Below are 21,095 nucleotides of genomic sequence, written 5' to 3'. Positions count from 1 at the left end.
AGTTGTCATTCGCTGAGGAACGCGATGGCGTGTTTCAGAAAGCGCTCAGGGCATTGGAATTGGGCGCCGTGGCCCGCATCCGGGTACAGGAATAACTGGGCGTTCGGGATGTTCTGGGCCATGTACCAGGAGTTGACTGTTGGAATCATGACGTCATTCATGCCGTTCAGGATGAACGTTGGCTGTTTGATAGCGCGCAGATGATTGAAGAGATCATTTGGGTCCAGCTTGGGCATAAAGTGCATGTGGGCTTCGATCTGTGCCTGCACCACCTGCACAGAGCTGGGTGGATCCTGGTCGACACGCTGATGACGGCGCTCCCAGAACGCGAGCCCTGCCTGCCGCGCCGCCTCGGAGCGACCGAAAAACAGAAACAGAAAATCGTCCACTGTGGGAATGGGCCGTGGTGCGGCCTCCAGCACGCCAGGGTCTGAGTCCGGATTACCGCCACGAGGCCCGGTACCCAGCAGCATCAGTTTGCGCACGAGGTCGGGATGGCGTCGTGTCAGGTCCTGGGCGATAAAACCGCCAAGCGAGAAACCCAGCACATCGACTGTTGATAGACCGAGTGCGCGGATCACTGCGGCAGCGTCGTCGGCCATCAGCTCAATTCGGTTACGCGGCTCTCCGGAAGAAGAGGCAATGCCGCGACCGTTGTAGAGGATGACCTCGCGCCCTGCCGCCAGCCCATCCGTCATGATGGGGTCCCAATGATCCATGCCGCCACGGAAATGCTGGAGGAGGAACAGCGGAGGCGGATCTGTCTTGTCATTGCCCCAGCGGCGATAGGCAAATGTCTCGCCATCGACGTCGATATACAGGGTAGGGGCGGTTAGATGGCTATAGCTCATTTTGAAGTCCTCCAAGGGGTTGTCATCTGATGCAGCAAACCATGGCTGTTTGGGTACAGATTGCACCCGCGTGGGTTGTCCGCACCGGGCTCGATGTCTGGTTGCACTGCGACGGGTGTTGACGGAGCAATGCGACTTCGCAGTGTTACTGCTGCAACATCAAGCTACGCCAGACGATTACAGGCTGAGCCGCGTCTTCAGGTACTTTGCTGGTCGGTGACTGCGCAGGTATCGCTTCGTCACGTTGTGGCGCTTGATCCTGATGTGGGCCTGTGTGTCCTGTATCGGGTGGTGCGGCTGCGGTTGATTCAACGCACTCATTGATGTCGCACTTATCGTTATTCAACTTCATCTTTCCAGCCTTTTGCGCGCTCCTGCCTTACCCCTTGTGCCCCCAGTCGTGATCGTTCTGTAATCGACGCTGGCTCGTTTGGTGCCAGAACACAGGTAACGACACCAAGCGCGCCATTTATACGGAGTTACCTGGACCTTCCCGGATACAAGCTTCGGTCACGCAGTGAGAGGGATGCACAAATAAAACCTGGCCCGGTCAGGCACCGCCTAGTTGGTGGCAGCGCTTGATTCGGCCAGTGTCGGGTAGTCGATGTAGCCCGTCGCACCGCCGCCGTAGAGGGTGGTGGGGTCGAAGGCGGACAGCGGCGCACCGGCCTTGAGCCGCTCCACCAGATCCGGGTTGCCGATAAACGGGCGGCCAAAGGCGATGAGGTCAGCCTTGTCCTGCGCAAGCCGCGAGTTGGCCAGGTTTTGGTCGTAGCCATTGTTGGCGATGTAGGTGTTCTGGAAGCGCTGGCGCAACGCGTCGAAATCAAACGGCGCCACGTCGCGTGGCCCACCGGTCGCGCCTTCGACGACGTGCAGGTAAACGATGTCGAGCGCATTGAGTTGGTCGACGATGTAATCGAACTGAGCCTGCGGCTCACTGCTCGACACACCATTGGCGGGCGAGACCGGCGACAGGCGAATGCCCGTGCGGTCCGCGCCAATCTCGGCGACCACTGCAGCGGTCACTTCCAGCAACAGGCGCGCACGATTTTCGATCGAACCGCCGTAGGCATCGGTACGCTGGTTGGCGCCGTCCTTGATGAATTGATCGAGTAAATAGCCGTTTGCACCGTGGAGTTCCACGCCGTCGAAGCCGGCCGCAATGGCGTTTGCTGCCGCTTGGCGGAAATCGTTGACGATGCCTGGCAGTTCGTCGAGTTCGAGTGCGCGTGGCTCGGACACGTCGGCAAAGCCGTTATTGACGAAGGTCTTGGTCTGGGCACGGATGGCCGACGGCGCTACTGGGGCGGCACCGCCCGGTTGCAGGTCCACATGGGAAACCCGGCCAACGTGCCACAGCTGCACAAAAATCTTGCCGCCCTTGGCATGCACCGCTTCGGTAACCCGGCGCCAGCCGTCGATCTGCGCCTGGGTGTAAAGACCGGGTGTGTCTTGGTAACCCTGGGCCTGCGCCGAAATCTGGGTGGCCTCGGTGATCAGCAGTCCGGCCGAAGCGCGCTGGCTGTAGTAAGTGGGGGCGAACTCGCTGGGCACCAGTCCAGTGCCGGCGCGATTGCGCGTCAGGGGCGCGAGCACGATGCGGTTGGCGAGGGTCAGTGAGCCAAGGGTATAGGCAGTAAACAGATTTTGATCGGTCATGTGAGGTGTCTTCTGTGGCTGTGGCGGAAGAGGGATTTGGTTTGCCTTTATGATGGTGATCATAATCAAAGCTGTCAATTATTTTGATTGCAATCAACATCTATGTACTATGGGCGTAGGTTTTTTGTGCAAGTTCGAGGTATCGCAGGTGAAAGTGACCAAAGCGCAGGCGCAGGCAAATCGCGAGCACATCGTCGAGACGGCCTCCGTGTTGTTTCGTGAGCGGGGGTTTGACGGCGTAGGTTTGGTGGATCTCATGGGGGCCGCCGGGTTCACCCACGGAGGTTTCTACAAACATTTCGGCTCAAAGGCCGATCTGATGGCCGAGGCTGCAGCCAGCAGTCTTTCCCGGTCGCTCGCCGGCACCGAGGCGCTTGATATTCAGACGTTCATCGATATCTACGTGTCGAGGGATCACCGTGACCGGCGTGGCGAGGGCTGCACCATGGCGGCCCTGTGTGGAGACGCCGCGCGTCAGTCGGATGAGCTGAAGCGTGCATTCGCCGAAGGCATAGACCGCATGCTGCAAGCGTTGGTGCAAAAGTCTCCGACCGTCGAAGACGCTGCGCCGGGCGAGACGAGAGCGAAGATGATCGACGTACTGGCTCATGCCGTTGGCGCGATGGTGTTGTCGCGAGCGTGTCCGGATGATTCGCCGCTCGCCGATGAAATACTCGAGGTTTGCCACGCCCGGATATCGGCTTCCTTGCCGGTATCGCCAGGCAGCGAGCAATAGTCCGGGAGACCTCAAGCGCGCCTGCCGATGCGCTTCATGGGCGTGCGAGAGAGCAAGCGGTCGATCCTCGGTTGATCATCGATTTTCGCCAGCAGAGGCAGCGCCTCGGACAACAGCGCGTGGTGGCACTGGAAAACCCCGCCGCCCCGTCACGCGTTCACGTCAACAATGGTCCGCCCCTGAATTTTCCCTGCGAGCACGCGGCTGGCGATGTCAGGAACATCGCCGAGGCCAACCACCTTTGAGGTTCGGGCAAGCTTGTCCAGATCCAAGTCACTGGCAAGGCGCGACCAAGCCTGCAGCCGTATCTGCTGAGGCGCATTGACCGAATCAATGCCAGCAAGGGTGATGTTGCGCAGGATGAAGGGGAGCACAGAGGCGGGCAGATCCGCGCCTTGTGCAAGTCCGAAGGCCGCGACCACGCCACGATACCGGGTATGCGCCAGCACGTTAGCCAACGTATGGCTGCCGACCGAGTCAATGGCGCCCGCCCAGCGCTCTTCGGAAATCGGTGCGCCCGGTGCGGACAGGGTGTGGCGGTCGATGATTTCGTTCGCGCCGAGCGCGCGCAGGTAATCGGCTTCTTCAAGCCGCCCGGTCGACGCGATCACGCGATAGCCCAGTTTGGACAGCAGGGCAATCGCCACCGATCCAGAGCCGCCATTGGCGCCGGTCACCAGGATGTCGCCGCGCGCAGGCGTCAGACCGCCATGTTCCAGTGCCAGCACGGACAGCATTGCGGTGTACCCCGCTGTGCCGATGGCCATGGCATCCCGGGCCGAAAACGCTGCGGGAACCTTGACCAGCCAATCACCGCTCACCCGTGCCCTTTGGGCGAAGCCGCCGTGGTGAGTCTGGCTGAGTCCCCAGCCGTTGGCCAGCACACGGTCGCCGGCCACAATGCCGGGATAGGTCGACGACTCTACGACCCCGGCAAAGTCGATCCCCGGAATCAGCGGAAACTTGCGGATGATCGGTGACCGGCCACTGAGCGCCATCGCGTCCTTGTAGTTCACCGTTGAGTATTCGACCGCGACGGTGACGTCGCCCGGCATCAAATCCTCGTCCTCAAAGTCAACCAAGCGGGTTGAAAGGGTGTCACCGGTCTTGCTGGCGAGCAGTGCCTTGAATGTCATCGTCTTCTCCTGGTCAGGTGACCACGTGCGTTGTGCTAAATCAGTTGACCCAGTTGGAAAACCTTGGGTTCGCCTGCGACCCACCTGAGGGTAGTTGAAGGTGACGATGCCCTTGTCCTTGCGCGTCCCAGCGAGGTTTTCCTGGACCATGGCGGCAAACTCGAAGGCCAAGCCCGCCTCGACGAAAGCAGGTGGGCGCGGTCAGATGGGCGCGCAAATTTCCAGCACCCTTGTGAGGCAAGCACCTCAATGATGTCGATCATAATCTTCGTCGTCAAGATCTTTGATTGCGATTGACATCAATGAAGGCTATAGGCTTCACTGCTGGCCTATCTACACAGATCTTGAAGATGAAAGTCACTAAAGCGCAGGGGAACGCTATCGAGGCGGTCATGCGCCCAGTCGATCCCGACAACAGGGCCGATTCAATTGACGGAGCACAGCATGAAGTACACATCATTTGGAAAGACCGGTTTGCAGGTTTCACAGGTGGCGCTCGGCACGGGCAACTTCGGCACAGGCTGGGGTTATGGCGCCGATCCCGACGCCAGCAAAGCTGTGTTCAACGCTTATGCCGAAGCTGGCGGCAACTTCATCGATTCGGCTGACGTCTACCAATTCGGGCAATCCGAAGAACTGCTCGGTACCTTGCTGGAAGGGCGGCGTGAGGATTTTGTGCTCGCCACCAAGTTCAGCAGTGGCGCAGTGCAGAATGCGAACCGACTGGTCACCGGCAACAGCCGTAAGGCCATGGTGGCTTCCGTGGAGGCAAGCCTGAAACGGCTCAAAACCGATCGGATTGATATTTACTGGGCGCATCACCCGGATGGCACCACGCCCCTTGAGGAAATCGTCCGAGGCTTCGAGGACCTGGCGCGTGCCGGCAAGATCCTGTACGCGGGCCTGTCGAACTTCCCCGCCTGGCGCCTCGCCCGTGCGGTCACGTTGGCCGAACTGTCCCATGCCGTTCCGATTGCGGCTGCACAATTCGAACATAGCTTGGTGCATCGCGAGCCCGAGGCCGATTTGTTCAAGGCATCGCATGCGCTCGGTCTCGGCATCGTGACGTGGTCGCCCCTGGGGGGCGGTATGTTGACCGGAAAGTACCGGCAAGGTGAAAAGGGGCGTGCTGAAGGGTTCGCAGGGCGTGTGTTCCAGCCGGAGAACTCGGCACAGCGCACGCAGACGCTGGACGCGGTAGTCGCTATAGCGGGTGAACACGGCGTCAGCCCGGGCCAGGTTGCCATTGCTTGGGCAGGCACGCATGGTGCGGTTCCCATTATCGGCCCGCGCTCACTTGGCCAACTTACCGATAACCTTGGAGCGCTGACACTGCAGCTCTCTGCGGAGCAAATTGGTCGACTTGATAGCGTGAGTGACCTGGCGCCGTCGGCAGTAGCCAGGGTACCTGTTGCTTGGGCTGACGGCGCTCCAGAGCGTGTCGTTGCCTGACCTGTGAAGGTGCAATGCGAACGCGCGGTCAATGAGGGTTAAGCCTGGAGTCACTGCGAGGACGAAACAAGCCAAGCTGACGACGCGGGTTTCGGCTATCGGCATGTTCTCGCATCAATCTATGGCTCGTGCTGGGTACGCGGTCAAGTTATGCCGTCGATCAAAATATGCCGTTGTCCCCGACTGCACTGCTCGATCCGCGCCTCAACCTGGTACACCTCGCGCAGCATGCGTTCGGTGATCACCTCATGACTCGCGCCGCTGCCTTGGGCGGTGCCGTCGGCAATCACCAATACCTGGTCGGCAAAGCGCAACGCCTGGTTCAGGTCATGCAGGGCAATAAACACGATGACCTGCTGTTGGCGGGCCAGTGCGCCCATGAAGTTCAACACTTGCACCTGGCGATGCATGTCGAGGGCGCTGGTGGGTTCGTCCATCAGCAGGACTTCCGGTTCGCGCACCAAGGTCTGGGCGATGGACACCAGTTGCTGCTGGCCGCCGCTGAGTTCGCCGAGGTTGCGAAAGGACAAGTCGCTGATGCCAAGGGCCTCGAGCATTTCGTCCACCAGGTTCAACTCGTCATCGTGGACGGTCCATTGCGGCGACAGTTGCTTGCGGGCCAGGAGTACCGATTCGTAGACCGTCAACCGCGCACTGGCATTTAAGCCCTGGGGCATGTAGCAGATGCCCTGACGGCCCTTTTTCGAGTCCTGCAGGATCACCTGTCCAGGCCCGTCGATCAGCCCGGCCATGCGTTTGAACAAGGTGGACTTGCCCGCCGCATTGGGCCCCACCACCGCGACCACCTGGCCGCCGGTGAACGCGGCGGTGGTAACGCCACGGATGATCGTGCGCTGGCCATAGCGGGCACCCAGGTCTTGCAGCTGAATCTTCACCATGTGTTTTTCTTCCCGCTGAGGATCAGTGATATGAAGAACGGCACGCCGATCAGTGAAGTGACCACCCCGATCGGGAAGATGGCGCCGGGGATCAGGGTTTTGCTCACCACTGAACTGGCGGACAGAATCAGTGCGCCGGTCAGCAGCGAGGCCGGAAGGAAGAAGCGTTGGTCCTCGCCGATCAACATCCGCGCAATATGCGGGCCGACCAGCCCGATAAAGCCGATGGTGCCCACAAAGGCCACGGGGAACGAGGCGAGCAGGCTGACCATGATCAGCGTCTGAAAGCGCAGGCTGCGTACGTTGATCCCGAAGCTGGCGGCCTTGTCGTCCCCCAGTCGCAGTGCGGTCAGGGCCCAGGCGCGCTTGGCAAAGATCGGCAGGGTGATCACGATCACCAGGCAGATCACCCCGAGTTTGGGCCAGGTGGCTTTGGTCAGGCTGCCCATGGTCCAGAACACCACGGCCGCCACGGCTTGCTCGGTGGCGAAAAACTGCACCAGGGCCAATAACGCGTTAAACGTGAAGACCAGGGCAATACCCAATAGCACGATGGTTTCCGCGGTGACCCCGCGACGCATGCTCAGGAAGTGAATCAGCAACGCCGACAGCATGGCCATGATGAACGCGTTGACCGGCACCATGTACTGCGCCGCCAACGGAAACAGCGCCACACCAAACGCCAGCCCCATGGCTGCACCAAAACTGGCGGCGGCGGAAATGCCCAAGGTGAAGGGGCTGGCCAGCGGGTTATTGAGGATGGTCTGCATCTGCGCGCCGGCCAGTGACAACGCCGCACCCACGGCAACGGCCATCAGGGCGATCGGCAGGCGGATGTCCCACATCACCACGCGAACCTGTGCCGGCGCACTGTCCGGCGCAAACAGTGCACCGAGTACTTCATTGAAGCTGTAGCGCGCCGGCCCCAGGGCCAGGTCAAGCAGCACACTGCACAACAGCAGCAAGAGCAGGCCACCGAGGATCAGGCGTTTGCGCAGCACCAGGGCCCGGTAGGTGTCGCGTTGGATCACGGCACTCATGGCTTGAGGCTCACGAAGTAACCCGGCTCATAGGGCACCGGCAGGAATCGCTCGTGCAATTCGCGAAACGAGGCTTCAGGGTCCAGGTCGGCAAACAGTGTCGGATGAAACCACTTGGCCAACTGCTGGATGGCCACGAACTGATAAGGGCTGTTGTAGAACTGGTGCCAGATGGCATGGAACGCCTGGTCATCCTGCGCCTTGATCCCGGCATAGGCCGGGCGTTGGGTATACCAGGCCAGTTTGCGCCGGGCTTGGGCCATGTCGGCACCGGGCCCCACCCCGACCCAGTGGCCACCGGGGGCAAAGGCTTCCCAGTTGGCACTGGTGACCACCACCTGTTCCGGGTTGGCGACGATCACTTGCTCGGGATTCAGCTGGCCAAAGGTGGTGGGAATAACGCCTCTGGCGATGTTATTGCCCCCCGCCATATCGACGAACAGACCGAAGTTTTCATTGCCGAAACTCAGGCAGCAATCGTCGGTGTAGCCACCGATACGCTCGATGAACACGCTGGGGCGCGAAGGGTGTTGCGCGGTGATCACGTCGGTGACGCGGCGGATCTGCTGGTTGCGAAAGTCGATAAACGCTTCGGCACGCGCCTCTTTGCCGAACAACTGGCCGAACAGGCGCATGGTCGGTTCGGTGTTCTGCATCGGGTGGTTGCGAAAGTCGACGTACACCACTGGAATCCCCAGGGCATCGAGCTTTTCGATATAGCGGGCGTCCTCGGTCGCGTGCTGGGCCTCGATATTGAGGATGATCACGTCCGGGCGCTGGGAGATGGCCTGCTCGATATCGAAGGTGCCGTCTTCAAAGCCGCCAAAGGTGGGGATTTTGGCGATGGCGGGAAATTTACGCAGGTAAGCGCCATAGGTGTCCGGGTCGGACTGGATCAGGTCCTTGCGCCAGCCGACGATTCGCTCGATGGGGTTTTGCGTATCCAACGCGGCAACCAGGTACAACTGACGGCCTTCCCCGAGAATCACCCGCCGGACCGGCAGGTGCACCTTGACCTGGCGCCCGAGCAAATCGGTGACGGTGCTGCGTGGTGCCTGCGGCTCGGCGGCCGTCGACGGCAGAGCCCATCCCAACAAACCCGCAAGCAGCAGCCCGGCGAAGGCGTGGCTGCGTCGAACAATGGTAACCATGGTTAAAGCCTTTGCAGTGGTCGGGCCGGGTGGCGGTGCAGCTTGCCGTGCCGGGCCGAAGGTTTCAGAAATCGACCGTGGTCGACAGTAGAAGGGTGCGTGGCGAGCCTTGAGAGAACGCACCATAGGAAGCGACCCCCGACCAATACTCACGGTCGAACACGTTCTGTACCGTGGCGCGAAAGGTCGTCGGCCGCTGGGCGATGCGCGTGCTGTAGCGCACGCCCATGTCGAAGCGGGTCCAGGGGTCCAACTGCTGGGTGTTGGCCTGGTTCACATATTGGCTGCCGGTGTACAACGCCCCGCTGGTTAGCGTCATCCCCTCGACCCAGGGCACGTCCCACTCGGCCCAGAGGTTGGCTTGCACCTTCGGCACCCCCACCGGGGTGTTGCCCCGGTTGGCCGCAACCGCGCTTTTGGTCAGTTGCGCATCCAGCAGCGTCACCCCGCCGAGCAGGCGTGTGCCTTGGCCGGCCTCACCGGATACGTTCAGCTCCAGGCCGCGGTTGCGCTGTTCGCCTTGTACCGCAAAGGTGGTACCTGACAGCTCGCCACTGGGTTTGGTGATCTGGAACAGCGCGAGTGTGGACATGACCGTGCCGTAGTCGAGCTTGACCCCCACCTCATGCTGGCGTGAGACGTAGGGGGCAAAGATCTGGCCCGCGTTCGAGGCCGTGGCGGGGGCGATATCGCCTTTGCTCAAGCCTTCCAGGTAGTTGTAGTAGAACGACACATGCTCCCAGGGCCGGACAACTGCGCCGAACAGCGGCGTGGTCCTGCCGTCGTCGTAAGCCGTGGTCACCGTACCCGCCGCGTCGTAGTTGTTGGAGCGGATGGTCTGTTTGCGCAGGCCGGCCGTCACCTGCAGGCGCTGATCGAGGATCGACAAGGTGTCGGCAACGGCGACGCCGGACAATTCGGTCGCCGAGACTTTCGGCGTGGCAGGCGTAGCAATGTCGGCCTCGGGTCGTGAGACAGGGTGGTAAATGTTCGACAGGATCGGCGGGCCGGAAATAATGCCGCGCGACAACTCATCGCGATAGCGCGTCACTTGCAGCGTGGTGCTGTGGCTGATCGGCCCGGTGTCGAAACGCAGTCGGGCACCGCTGTCGACCGTGTAGCGCCGTACTTTAAATTTGTAATAGCCGGGGATCGACGAGGTGTCGCCGGCGGTGTTGATGATGGTCGGGGTCTGGTCGGAAAGGCGTGCCACGTTCGACTTCCCACCGCCGGCATGGGCAAACAGGGTCAGTGCGTCGCTCACGTCATACTCGCCACCCAGCAATGCCGACTCGTCGCGGGTCTTGGACCAGCCCCACGCCTGGCTGACGTTGGTACGCCCGTTGGCGGCGTGGGGAATCGGCACGCCGGGCGCGATCAGGAAGGGCCGTGACGCCGCGTCGAATTGCTCTTGCTGGTTGATCAGGTCCAGGCTGGTGCGCAGGCGATCGCCCTGGTAATCCAGGGCGATGGCACTGACCCCGACATCCCGCGATTGCTTGTCGATGACAGTGTCACCCTGCTGCACGCGGCCGTTGACGCGCATGCCGAATCGCCGGTCCTCGCCAAACCGCCGACTCAGGTCGATATGGGTGCCCAGTTGTCGGTCCTGGGCATAGGTGGCCGTGACGCGGGTCAGGTCCTCGTCCAGGGCGCGCTTGGGGACCACGTTGATCACGCCACCGACGGCGCTGTTGGGGGACATGCCGTAGAGGAGGGCGCCAGGGCCTTTGACCACTTCGATGCGTTCGGCGTAGTCGGTGAAGACCCGGTAATTGGAGGCCACGCCGTACACACCGTCGAACGCCAGTTCTCCGAGGTTGCCTTCGCCCACCGGAAAGCCGCGGATAAAGAATGAGTCGACGATCCCTCCCGTCTGGCCGGTGGAGCGGACCGAAGAGTCGCGCTCCAGCACGTCGCCCACGGTGGTCGCCTGCTGGTCTTTGATCAATGACGCGGTATAGGTGCTGATGCTGAACGGCGCGTCCATCACATCCGTATTGCCCAGCAGGCCGAGACGCCCGCCCTCGGCCACCTGGCCGCCCGGGTACACCGGCGGCAGGCTATCGGTGTGTTTTTGCGCCGCCTCCACCGTGGTCGCCGACAGCGTCAGCCGGCGCAGTACCAGGGTGTAGCTGCCATCGCTGCGCAACACCATCTCCAGGCCGCTGCCTTCGAGCAAACGCGTGACGGCTTCCTGCGTGGAGTAGGTGCCGTTCAGTTCGGGGCTGATCAGGCCCTCCGTGATCGACGGCTGGAACGACAGAGCAATACCGGCGTCCACGGCAAAGCTTGAGAGCGTCGCGCCGAGCGGGCCGGGGGCAATGTGGTAGGCCTGCACAGCGACTGAGTCCAATTGGGCCGGTGCATCCGCCAACGCCACCGGGCACATGGCTCCGGCCAGCAGCAGGCTGAGCACAACGCCGTGCACCATCGGTTTGAGCGGACGAGCCGGACGCAGGGGCCGTGCTACGAGCATGAAAGGATGACCCATGGACGAGAGGAAAAGGCTGTTCCTGTCTTTGCCAGTCGAGATCGAAAAAAGTATCACCCCGGCCGCCGTTTATTTTTGCGTGAGAGTCAGGCGGGCGACAGGGTGACCCAGTAACCGCGCAAATGACTGTTCGCCAGCACGGGATAAGTGTGCACCAGCATGCTCAAGGTGCGATCGGTATCACTGATCGGAAAGGCCCCGGAAATGCGCAAGTCGGCGATGGCCGGATCACAGCGCAGGAAACCTCGGCGGTAGCGCGTCAGTTCCGCGACGAAATCCGCCAGGCGCATCTTGTCGGCCATCAACATGCCTTGGGTCCATGAACCGATGTAGCGATCGGTCGGCGCCAGGTCACCAAAGGTCTGTGAGGAGAAGTCGGTGCGCTGCCCTGCATTGACGATCAGCGGCGGGGTCTGGCGGTTATCGGCCAATATCACCCGCACCGCGCCGTCGATGACCGCAAGATGGGTGCGGGGGCTGACTTCACGCACGGTAAACCGTGTGCCCAGCGCCTGCATGCTTCCCTGGCGGGTGCTGATCAGGAACGGCCGGGGCAGGGGGGCGGTGTCCACGGCGGTCTGCACCAGGATTTCGCCCTCGCGCAGGTGAATAAGCCGTTGACGGTCGTCGAATACGACGTCGATGGCGGTGGCGGTGTTCAGGGTGATGCGTGAGCCATCGGCCAGGGTCAGTTCGCGGCGTTGGCCAACGTCGGTGCGATAGTCCGCTGACCATTGCTGCGATTGCGCCAGCTTCCAGCTCCCCCAACCCGCGGGCGCCAGCGCCAGCAGGATCGCCAGCTTGCCCAGTGCTGCACGACGTTCAGGGCTGTCTGGCCGGTCCAGCGCCGACATCGCCAGGGCGGGCGGCAGGCCGCCGAACTTGCTCTGCAGCAATTGCGCACGGGACCAGGCGCGATCCCGCTCCGGGCTGCTGACCTTCCAGCGCTCCCATTCGGCGCGCTCGTGCTCGCTCAGTTCGCGTTCGCTCAAGCGCATCAGCCACTCGGCGGCTTCTTCGAGTACCTGCGGGTCCAGCGGCGGCTCCTTGCGCAGACCGAGCATTCACTCCACCAGCATCAGGCACTGTACGAAGGCCTGTTTCATGTAGCGCTTGACGGTGATCAGCGATACACCCAGTTGCTCGGCGATGTCGTCGTACTTGAGGCCGTTGATCTGCGACAGCAGGAAGGCGCGCTTGACCAGGGGCGCCAGGGTATCGAGCATGGCGTCGATTTCGTGCAGGGTTTCCAGCACCATGAAGTGCGCCTCGGGCGACGGCGCTTCGTGGGTGGGCACGTTCGCCAGCGCATCCAGGTAGGCGCGTTCCAGTGCCTTGCGCTGGTACCAGTTGACCAGGATGCCCTTGGCCACGCAGCTCAGGTACGCCCGTGGCTGGTCAATCACCGTGACTTGTGAGGCGAGGATCCGGGTGAAGGTGTCCTGCGCCAGATCCGCCGCATCCATGGCGTTACCCAGTTTTCTCTTCAGCGTGGCATACAGCCAGCCGTGATGCCCGCTGTACAGGGCCTCGATGGCGCGCAGGTGATTGAGATGATTTGCGGAAGAGATTTCGCTCATGGCGGCAGATTTGTTTGTAATTGAGAAGTATTCCCAATGCTAGTTGACAAACCAGCTTGAGCGCAAGCGCCATCGTGTCCCGTGATCAGGCGTGTGACAGGCGTATCAAGGCGTCAATCAGCAAATCGATTTCAGCTTCGGTGTTGTAAGCGTGAACCGATGCACGGCTGACCTCAAGCAAGCCCCGCTGCTGCATGTCGAGCAGGGTCGAGCCTGCTGTCGAAGTGCTCACGTTGATGCGTTTGGGTTGCGCTGCGAGCCACTGCTGCACCTGTGGGGCGCTGTGGTGGCGATGACTGAAGGTGACGATGCCGGACTTTACAGGGCCCAGGTCCTGCGAGGTGATACCCGCCACGTCGGTCAGTCGATGGCGTAAGTAACCCGCCAGGTGCTGGATGCGCTGCCATATCGGTTCGATACCCTGCGCCAACGCATACTCCGCTGCGGCCCCCAGGCCCAGCTTGGCCGCAACATTGCATTCCCAATTTTCAAAACGTCGCGCATCCGCACGAATTTCAAAGCTGTCTGCCGTGAGCAAGGACGCCGCATGCAGGTCCAGAAAAACCGGCTCCAGGCGTTGGCACAGGGATTGTTCTACGTACAGGAACCCCACGCCCCTCGGCCCGCGCAGGTATTTTCGACTGGTGGCGGCGAGCATATGGCAGCCGATCTTTTGCACATCGATCGGCACCTGGCCCACTCCCTGGCAAGCGTCCAGCAGGAACAACACACCCGCCGCCCGGGCGAGGGCACCGATCTGCTCGACGGGTTGCACAGGCCCGCCGTTGGTGGCGATCATCGGCAGCGATACCAGGGCGACGCGCTCGTCTTCAAGCATGGCCGCCAAGGCTGCGAGGCACACCTGGCCGTGTTCATCGTTGGGGATGATCCGGATCTCGATCCCGCGCTGCTGCCTCAATTGCAGGTATGGGATGTAGTTGCCGGCGTATTCGGTCATGGAGGTCAGCACGGCGTCGCCGGGCTTGAGCGCCAGTGAATAGAAGGCCATGTCCCAGGCTCGGGTGGCGTTTTCGACCACTGCGATTTCAGTGGGGTGCGCATTGATCAGGCGCCCGACGGCGGTGTAGACATTGTCCAGTTCAGGCGCGCATCCGGCGGCCGCTTCATACCCGCCGAGGCGGGCTTCCTGTTGCAGGTGCCCGGTCATGACCTGGACCACCGGCTCAGGCATCAGCGCCGCACCGGCATTATTGAAATGGATCAGATGCTCGACACCCGGTGTGTCGGCACGCAGTTGTTCAATGTTCAAACCCTCACTCCTTGTTCAGTCGCTGCCTGCAACGCCATTGGACGGCGCGGACACCGACCAGTACCGCAGCGCGACCATGGGAATCAGCGCCACTGCATAGGCCAGGCACACGAAAAGATAGGTGTATTGCAGGCCGTAGACCTGGCTCAGCAAGCCACCGATGGAGATGCCGGCAATCGAGGCGAACTGCGCAGTGCTTTGGGCAATACCCAGTACGTAGCCTTGTCGCGAGCTGTCGGCGGTTTTCGAGACCAACGCCATCAGCACGGGGGTGGTCGCCCCCAACAGCACCCCCCAAATGAAGTAGGCGACGATAAATACCACGGCGCTGCGCGTTACGCCCGCCACGGCGGTCAGGGCGATGCAGCCCATGACGACATATGTGATGCGTTGCAGGGTTTCTGCCTGGGAACGATGCTCGAAGTAGCGCGACCATGCCGTTGCCGACAGGATGAAGCCCAGCGCCAGCAACCCGTAGCACAAGCCGACGACGGAGTTGTTGACCTCGAACGTCGAGCTCACATACAGCGAGAACGAGGTCTGCGGCAGCATGCGCGCGAGCAGCAGGATGCCCATGACGCACAGCAGCGACAGCAGCGGAGAGCTGCGCCATACGCTGTCGGTGCCTGCGACCGGCGTGCGGGTGGCCACCGTCGGCTTTTTTGGTACGGGAGGCACATCCGGCAAGGTCACGGCGGCGATGACGGTACAGAGTGCACAGAGCACCGAGGCGACGATGTTGATCCAGAAAAACGTCGCGTAATCGAGGATCAGGCCGCCTACGACCGCACCGAGCAGTGAGCCGACATTGGTCGATATCTGCAGGATCGCGAATAACCGCGCCCGCCGCGACGGCGCTTCGATACTGACCCCGTAAGCCTGCGCCGGGGCTATATAGCCGGCAAAGGCGCCCTGCAGAAAACGCAGGACCAGGATGACCCAGATGTCACTGAAAAAGGCCAGCCCGAGCTGGGTCAGGGACAACCCCGCGAGTGCGCGGATCATCATCAGCTTGTGGCCGTAGCGATCGCCGATACGGCCCCAGAATGCACTGGTCAGCATGATGCCCAGCATCGGCCCGACGTACACGGCGATGCTGGCGAAGCTGAATACCGACTCCGAGGACGCCAGCCCGCGCAGGTGCACGGGCCAGAACGGCCCGCTCATTTCCATCGCGCCCATGGAGACCAGCTGGATCGCGAACAGAAGATAAATGAGGATTCTTACACGCGAACCCTGGATGGCACCTGCTTGGGACATGAGACGGCCTCAGTGATTAAACGGCAGCTAGCGGGTTGGTCAGGGTGTGCTGCAAACGATAGTTGGAATACTGCATCAAATGCATGCGCAGTAACGAACGGGTAGGCCATGGATCCTCGACAAAGGCCTGGCGCTCGACCTCCCACACCTGCGGCGAGACCCGCTCGCGCACGGCGGCAAAGGCGTTTTCGGTTTCCTCGCGCAATATTGCCCACAAACGTGTGTTGTCCATGCCGTACTCCTTGGTCAGCCACAGGGCCATTTCATGCAAGTGGGTGAGGAACGCGGCGTCCAGTACAAACATGCGCACCGGCTCGATATCGCCGCTAAATACCGTAGGCAGAATGCCAGGCTGCACATGCGGCTGTAACGTATAACCGCGTTCTTCCAGCAGGGGGGCGTAGGTTCTGCCATCGCCAAAATCGCGGATCAGCAGGCTGCGCGGCACGCCATCGGGTGAGAACAGCACCATGGTGTTCTGCTGGTGCGCTTCGAGCCCGATACCGTACAGCAGATAGATTGCCACCACGGGGTGGGTGACGACCTTGGCATAGTGGCGAAACCACTGTTCTACGCTGGCGGCGTCGGCACGCACCCCGTCGCGTTCGATCAGGTCGGTAAACAGCGGCCGACCGCTGCCCGGTAAACGGGTGAACAACGAAGCCACCGTGATCGGCAGACGCTCATCGCTGCGTTCGAACGCTTGCCGGCTGGCACGAAACACCACGGACAGGTGTTTTCCCGGTACGTCGTCCTGGGTGATTGCGTGGCGGTAGCGCACGCCGATTTCTTCCGGGAAGATTTCCAGTTGCTGGTCGAAACCGTTTTCGGCTTCCAGGATTTGCGTGATCACTGTGCTGATGCGCGGCCCCATATGGATCGACTTGGCTTGCAGGCTGCGCAACTCGCTGGTCATCCACAACGCGATGGGCAATTTGATCAGCGGTGCAGCGTGGTCCAGGACCGGCATCATCGTGCGGTATGACATGGTCGGCAGCGTCTGAATATCCGGCCCCTCAGTGATCAGCAGGCCTTCTTCGATTTCCGCAGCAAACGTCTTGAGCACATAGGCCTGCAAGTGCCAGGCATGAATCGGCAGGGGCAGCCATTGCGTTTCATCCAGGCCTTTGGCGTTGAGCGCCGCTTTCCATTGCTCCCAGTGTGCCGGGAAATTGCTGGCGAACCAGGCGTGGTAGTTGGTCACGTGAGGCATGCTTTCGCTTTTGGCCATGTCGGCACGCAAGGCGGCTATCCGCAGGGGCACCTGGGCGTTGAACTCCGGAGACAGTTGCTCGACCTCAGCGTCATTCAGCCCGGGGCGGGCTTTCCAGGTCGGGTAGTAGGGGTGGCCTTCCAGCGAGCCCCACTGATCCAGCAAGATCGCGGCGTCCTTGGTGCTTGCATGCCGACGCAGGTAATCGGTGAGGCTGCTGAGGCCCTGGCGTTGAGCGGCCTGCGCCAGGCGCGCGTTCCAGTGTTGGCGGAACTGACGTGCGTGGGCGTCGTTCAGCAGGCTGTTTTCCATATCCGACTTGAGACCGGCCACACCTTCGTCGCTGGGCTCGAAGTCGAAACTGTCGCGCAGTACATCCAGCAGGTCCTGATGGCGGGTGATCACCTGGCGCACGCCTTCGGCCGTCAGTAGCACCACGTCGCCGTCATTGACCAGCGTGTCGGCCGGGCCCAGCGCAATCTCGGAGAAAAACAGCTGCGCGCCGTTCTGCTTGAGCGGGTAGGTGGCCTGCTGGCCGTCGTGGGTAAACGCCAGCGCCGAACGATCCAGGATATTTTCCGCAAACAAGCAACGAATCAGCCGGCGCAGGGCGTTCTTGCGGGAGTAGGCGATCAAGGTGTTGAGGTCATCCATATCAGCTCTCTGCTTGTTGAGTCATTCATTAAAAGGGTTATGCCGTGCGAGGCCATTGGCTCGGGAAGTAATCCAGCGCCGAGTCGCGCAGGCCTTGCATGTAGGCAACGCTCCAGTGCAGGACTTCTTCGATATAGGGCACTTTCAGTTCAAAACGCCTGGCCATTTCCACCAGCAGCACCAGGCCATAGGCGACGTCTTCGTTGAACGCACGGCTCTCACGCTCGATCACATACCCGGCGCGGTTATCACCGGCTGGCACCATGGGCGCGAGGATGTCGTTGTAGGCCTGGTTGGTGCGCAGAATGGACAACATGCTGCTCTGGTCGCGAATCTGATCGCCGTACGCCTCGACGATTTCCTGTTTCAAGGATTTGACGGACGACAGGTCGACGCCCATGCGCGCACTGATGACCGCGCACAGTTCCTGGCTTTCCTGATCCATGCGTTCCAGGAAGTAGGCGCCCAGTTCGGGGCACTCCGTCCACCAGCACAGGCGCTGGGGAAAGATCTTGCGGTGCCATTGCCCGTAGGGGCCGATCAACCCGTAGATCACCGAGCTGTGCATGATCGGGTTACCGGGCGTCAGGGTGATCTCCAGGTAGTGATCGAGCAGCGTGACGCAAGGGCCGTAGAGGCGTGTGAGGATGTCGTGCAAGTGCTGGCGCGACACCTGGGATTCGCGGGCATGGGTCGCGACATATAACTGGCTTTTGCCGCCGCCCATTTTTATCGACCTACCGGGGGTGAGGTCGAAGGCGGTATGAGGTACGTCCTTCATGCCCCAGATCACCAGGTTCGGGTGGTTTGCCAGTGTGGCCTCGGCCAGCCAGTCGAACCCGCAGAAGCCCGGAATCGCACCGATGTACACCGGTTTGCTCGTGCTCAAGTGCGGCGCGATGGCCTGCAGGGTTTTGGCACGGGCATGGGCTGGCACCGTGATGATGACGATGTCGGCGTCTTCGACGGCGGGCCTGGCCTCGGCGGTCACCCGATCCAGCCGGGCGTTCAATGTGGAGCCGTCCGGCAGCAGGGCCTGGAGCGGCACCTGCCGCGTGTGGTGGTCGACGACTTCCAGGTTGCTGGTCAGCAGCGAAACCTGGACGTCAGGCAGTTGCTTGAACAGAATGGCGTTGAGATGACCTGTTCGGCCACCGCCGCAAATGGCGACTTTCAGCGGTTTCATTCAGAGGCGCTCCTTGGTCGAAAGAGGGTCATGCGACGCTCAGTTGCAGCGGGGCGGAGCTGGACTCCTGCCAGTGGTTCTTGCCCAGCCAGGCATCCAACTGCGACGCGACGCCGGGGTCGAGCAAGTCGCGTTCCTCCAGCCACTTATCGTCGAAGACCGTGTGCAGGTATTTTTCGCCGCCATCGGCAATCGGCACTACTACATTGCCGCTCAGTACACCTTTGTGAATCAGCTCCAGGGCCTTGAAAATTGCGCCACCGGTCGAGCCGCCTACCAGCAGGGCGAGGTGGCGGGCGATATAGCGCGAGGTCTCGAAGGCTTGTGAGTCGGTGACCTGCACGCCCAGGTCGATGCAGCTGTAATCGAGCACCAGCCCCACTGTGTCCCCGGCAGGCGTGCCGGTACCGGACTGATAGTACGGATAGCCGGGATGCCCGAAAACGATGGAACCTGCGGGCTCCACCGCCACGGTCACAATGTCGGGGTTGTGCTGTTTAAGGCCTCGGGCAATCCCGGTCATCGACCCGCCGGTACCGACGCAACCGACATACGCGCCGATCACACCTTCGGCCTGAACGATGGTTTCCCGCACAAAGTCGCTGTAGCCGCCGGCGTTGGCCGCGTTGTCGGACTGGTTCATGAACACGGCCCCCGGGATCTGCTCGGCGAGTTCGGCCGCCAGGCGCTGGCGCTCTACCACCGCGACTTCATCTTCACGATAAGTTCCCGCGACAAACCGAATATCGGCGCCCAGTGCCTTCATCACCGCGATCTTGTCCTGCGCCGCGTGATGGTCGACCACGGCGATAAATTGCAGGCCGAATTCGACGGCGGCCATGGCCAGGCCGATGCCGGTATTGCCCGACGACGACTCAACCACCACGCCACCTGGTTTCAAGCGTCCGGACTTGAGCGCGGCGAGTACCATGTTGCGCGCCATGCGGTCCTTGATACTGCCGCCGGGATTGTTTTTCTCTATCTTTAATAACAGCCGGGCATCAGTGCCCGGAATATAAATACCCAACATAGGCGTATTGCCGATCAGCTCGGAAACTTTAGTCAGTATCATATGAAGTACTTCCTTTAGTCGTCAGGTGAAAACGCGTAGTTACCGTACGTGCAACAGGTCGCCACCATTCGCCGGGGCAGGGGGTGACGATGGAACTCATTCTCCAGTAAGTCCATTTGATAGCCGGCGGTGTTGGCATAAATTAATAAGTCGCCGGCCTTGGGGGAAGTCGTGAAGTTGATCAGGCGGTGGGTGATGACGTCATCATCCAGGCAACTATGCCCGGCAATATAGGCTTGCATTGGTGTGGCGGATGTTGGCGCTGAGCTGATTAAAATCGGGTCGACCAGATATTCCGACGCGAACCATGTTTCGCAGGCACTGAAGCTGCTGCCTTCGACAAATAACACCGTTTTGTTATTGGCCAGTTTTTTGCTGCGTGTAATGCGAAATACCGAAATTGCCGCTTGGTCCACCAGACTTCGGCCCGGCTCCAATGCCAGGGTTATGCTGTTGGCTTTCAAGTACTGGGCAATGTTTTGTCGCGGCGAGAAGGCACTTTCCAGAAACAACGTTAACCATTGGCTCGCCGTCAAGTTGCTGCCGTAAGGGTAATAAGACTTGGGTACTGACTGGTTGTAATAGTGATTGGGCGTATTGTCGTTTTGTAGAAAGCGCTCGTAGGCGTGTGGCTCGACATAGCGGATGGGCAAACCTCCGCCGATATCGATCATGGTCGGAGCCAACCCCATCGTCCGAGCCACATCGACGAAATCGGTCACTTCACGAAAGGCCTGTGCTCGAGATTCGAACCCATAGCCACCGAGGTGGAAATGGAAACCCTCGAAGTCAAAAAATGCCCTGAGTCCGGTCAGTAAGTGCAAGCACACCAGCAGGTCCGCGGCCCCCATTCCGAAGCGGCTGGTCCCACAGGCTTTAGGCCTGTAACGCAGTAAAACCCTGGCCTTTATGGCCTCGCTGCTGGCTTCGACCAGTGTTTTCAAATGGTCGAACTCTTCCAGCGAATCCACGCAGATCAGTGCACCGGCATGGACCAGCGCCCGATGAAAATCTTCGGTTTTGGCCGGGCCGGTGGCACACAACTGAGCGGCCGGCACACCGGCGCGCAGTGCTGCTTGCATCTCGTAAATGCTGGAAACGTCGACGCCGATACCGGACGCCTTGGCCGCGCCGAGTAAACATTGTGACTTGTTGGCTTTGGCGCCATAGAAGATCGCATGTCGGACTTCATGCTGTTCCAGCACGGATTGCAATGCGCCGGTGTTCAGTGCAAAGGCGTGTGGCCATACAAGATTCAGGGGGGAGCCGTGTTGCGCAACGAGTTCAAGCAGTTTGTCGGGTTGGCTATGTAACAGCTGTGCGATACATGCGTCCAATAATGGATTAAGCATTTTCGAAAGATGAACTTCAGTGCGCGCTTCATTGAGGCGCGTTATTGCAATAGACATAACTATCCCCTGGCGCTTATAGCGTCGTCA

The 21,095-nt window shown here is 61.0% G+C and carries 17 protein-coding genes; 2 read left to right on the top strand and 15 right to left on the bottom strand.

Annotated elements, in window-relative coordinates; genetic code table 11:
* Positions 1 to 5: 5 nt before the first annotated feature.
* The gene (locus BFP99_RS17470) at positions 6 to 851 is read right to left on the bottom strand and encodes an alpha/beta fold hydrolase (protein ID WP_065947801.1); all 846 of its coding nucleotides are present in this window, start codon (positions 849 to 851) and stop codon (positions 6 to 8) included.
* 561 nt (positions 852 to 1,412) lie between these two features.
* Positions 1,413 to 2,513: an alkene reductase gene (locus BFP99_RS17465; RefSeq protein ID WP_065947800.1), complete on the bottom strand. Its 1,101-nt coding sequence runs from the start codon at positions 2,511 to 2,513 to the stop codon at positions 1,413 to 1,415.
* 148 nt (positions 2,514 to 2,661) lie between these two features.
* On the opposite strand from BFP99_RS17465, the gene BFP99_RS17460 reads away from it, so the two are divergent.
* A complete protein-coding gene (locus BFP99_RS17460; RefSeq protein WP_065926140.1) occupies positions 2,662 to 3,249 on the top strand; it encodes a TetR/AcrR family transcriptional regulator in 588 nt (195 codons plus the stop codon).
* 149 nt (positions 3,250 to 3,398) lie between these two features.
* Here the strand turns inward: BFP99_RS17460 and BFP99_RS17455 are convergent, their stop codons facing one another.
* Entirely contained in the window at positions 3,399 to 4,385 is a 987-nt protein-coding gene (locus BFP99_RS17455) for an acrylyl-CoA reductase (NADPH) (RefSeq protein WP_065926088.1), read from the bottom strand.
* 444 nt (positions 4,386 to 4,829) lie between these two features.
* On the opposite strand from BFP99_RS17455, the gene BFP99_RS17445 reads away from it, so the two are divergent.
* Positions 4,830 to 5,837, top strand: coding sequence for an aldo/keto reductase (locus BFP99_RS17445; protein WP_065926090.1), 1,008 nt, complete (start codon positions 4,830 to 4,832; stop codon positions 5,835 to 5,837).
* A gap of 143 nt (positions 5,838 to 5,980) precedes the next feature.
* Here BFP99_RS17445 and BFP99_RS17440 read toward each other — a convergent pair whose 3' ends face one another.
* From BFP99_RS17440 to BFP99_RS17385, 12 genes are all read right to left on the bottom strand, one after another.
* Complete coding sequence (locus tag BFP99_RS17440; protein ID WP_065926091.1) at positions 5,981 to 6,736, bottom strand: ABC transporter ATP-binding protein; 756 nt, start codon at positions 6,734 to 6,736, stop codon at positions 5,981 to 5,983.
* Positions 6,730 to 7,776 (bottom strand): FecCD family ABC transporter permease, encoded by a 1,047-nt coding sequence (locus BFP99_RS17435; RefSeq protein ID WP_065926092.1) that lies wholly within the window; start codon positions 7,774 to 7,776, stop codon positions 6,730 to 6,732. The genes BFP99_RS17440 and BFP99_RS17435 overlap by 7 nt, the downstream gene beginning before the upstream one ends.
* Entirely contained in the window at positions 7,773 to 8,927 is a 1,155-nt protein-coding gene (locus BFP99_RS17430) for an ABC transporter substrate-binding protein (protein WP_065947798.1), read from the bottom strand. Before BFP99_RS17430 ends, BFP99_RS17435 begins: the two co-directional genes overlap by 4 nt.
* Before the next feature lie 64 nt (positions 8,928 to 8,991).
* Positions 8,992 to 11,406 (bottom strand): TonB-dependent receptor, encoded by a 2,415-nt coding sequence (locus tag BFP99_RS17425; protein ID WP_065947827.1) that lies wholly within the window; start codon positions 11,404 to 11,406, stop codon positions 8,992 to 8,994.
* Between the two features lie 101 nt (positions 11,407 to 11,507).
* The gene (locus BFP99_RS17420; RefSeq protein WP_065939571.1) at positions 11,508 to 12,485 is read right to left on the bottom strand and encodes a FecR domain-containing protein; all 978 of its coding nucleotides are present in this window, start codon (positions 12,483 to 12,485) and stop codon (positions 11,508 to 11,510) included.
* Positions 12,486 to 13,001, bottom strand: a complete 516-nt coding sequence (locus BFP99_RS17415) for a sigma-70 family RNA polymerase sigma factor (RefSeq protein ID WP_065926096.1) — start codon at positions 12,999 to 13,001, stop codon at positions 12,486 to 12,488.
* Between the two features lie 85 nt (positions 13,002 to 13,086).
* Positions 13,087 to 14,271: an aminotransferase class V-fold PLP-dependent enzyme gene (locus tag BFP99_RS17410; RefSeq protein ID WP_065947797.1), complete on the bottom strand. Its 1,185-nt coding sequence runs from the start codon at positions 14,269 to 14,271 to the stop codon at positions 13,087 to 13,089.
* A 15-nt stretch (positions 14,272 to 14,286) separates the two neighbouring features.
* Positions 14,287 to 15,531, bottom strand: coding sequence for an MFS transporter (locus BFP99_RS17405; protein WP_065926098.1), 1,245 nt, complete (start codon positions 15,529 to 15,531; stop codon positions 14,287 to 14,289).
* Between the two features lie 16 nt (positions 15,532 to 15,547).
* A complete protein-coding gene (locus BFP99_RS17400) occupies positions 15,548 to 17,398 on the bottom strand; it encodes an IucA/IucC family protein (RefSeq protein ID WP_065926099.1) in 1,851 nt (616 codons plus the stop codon).
* A 37-nt stretch (positions 17,399 to 17,435) separates the two neighbouring features.
* Positions 17,436 to 18,584, bottom strand: a complete 1,149-nt coding sequence (locus BFP99_RS17395; protein WP_065926100.1) for an NAD/NADP-dependent octopine/nopaline dehydrogenase family protein — start codon at positions 18,582 to 18,584, stop codon at positions 17,436 to 17,438.
* 28 nt (positions 18,585 to 18,612) lie between these two features.
* Complete coding sequence (locus tag BFP99_RS17390; protein ID WP_065939576.1) at positions 18,613 to 19,656, bottom strand: PLP-dependent cysteine synthase family protein; 1,044 nt, start codon at positions 19,654 to 19,656, stop codon at positions 18,613 to 18,615.
* 14 nt (positions 19,657 to 19,670) lie between these two features.
* Positions 19,671 to 21,065, bottom strand: a complete 1,395-nt coding sequence (locus BFP99_RS17385; protein WP_065947796.1) for a Y4yA family PLP-dependent enzyme — start codon at positions 21,063 to 21,065, stop codon at positions 19,671 to 19,673.
* Between the last annotated feature and the right edge of the window lie 30 nt (positions 21,066 to 21,095).

The sequence above is a fragment of the Pseudomonas sp. 1 R 17 genome, assembly GCF_900067035.1.
Taxonomy (GTDB): domain Bacteria; phylum Pseudomonadota; class Gammaproteobacteria; order Pseudomonadales; family Pseudomonadaceae; genus Aquipseudomonas; species Aquipseudomonas marginalis.
This window is presented reverse-complemented; position numbering and strand designations above follow the sequence as displayed.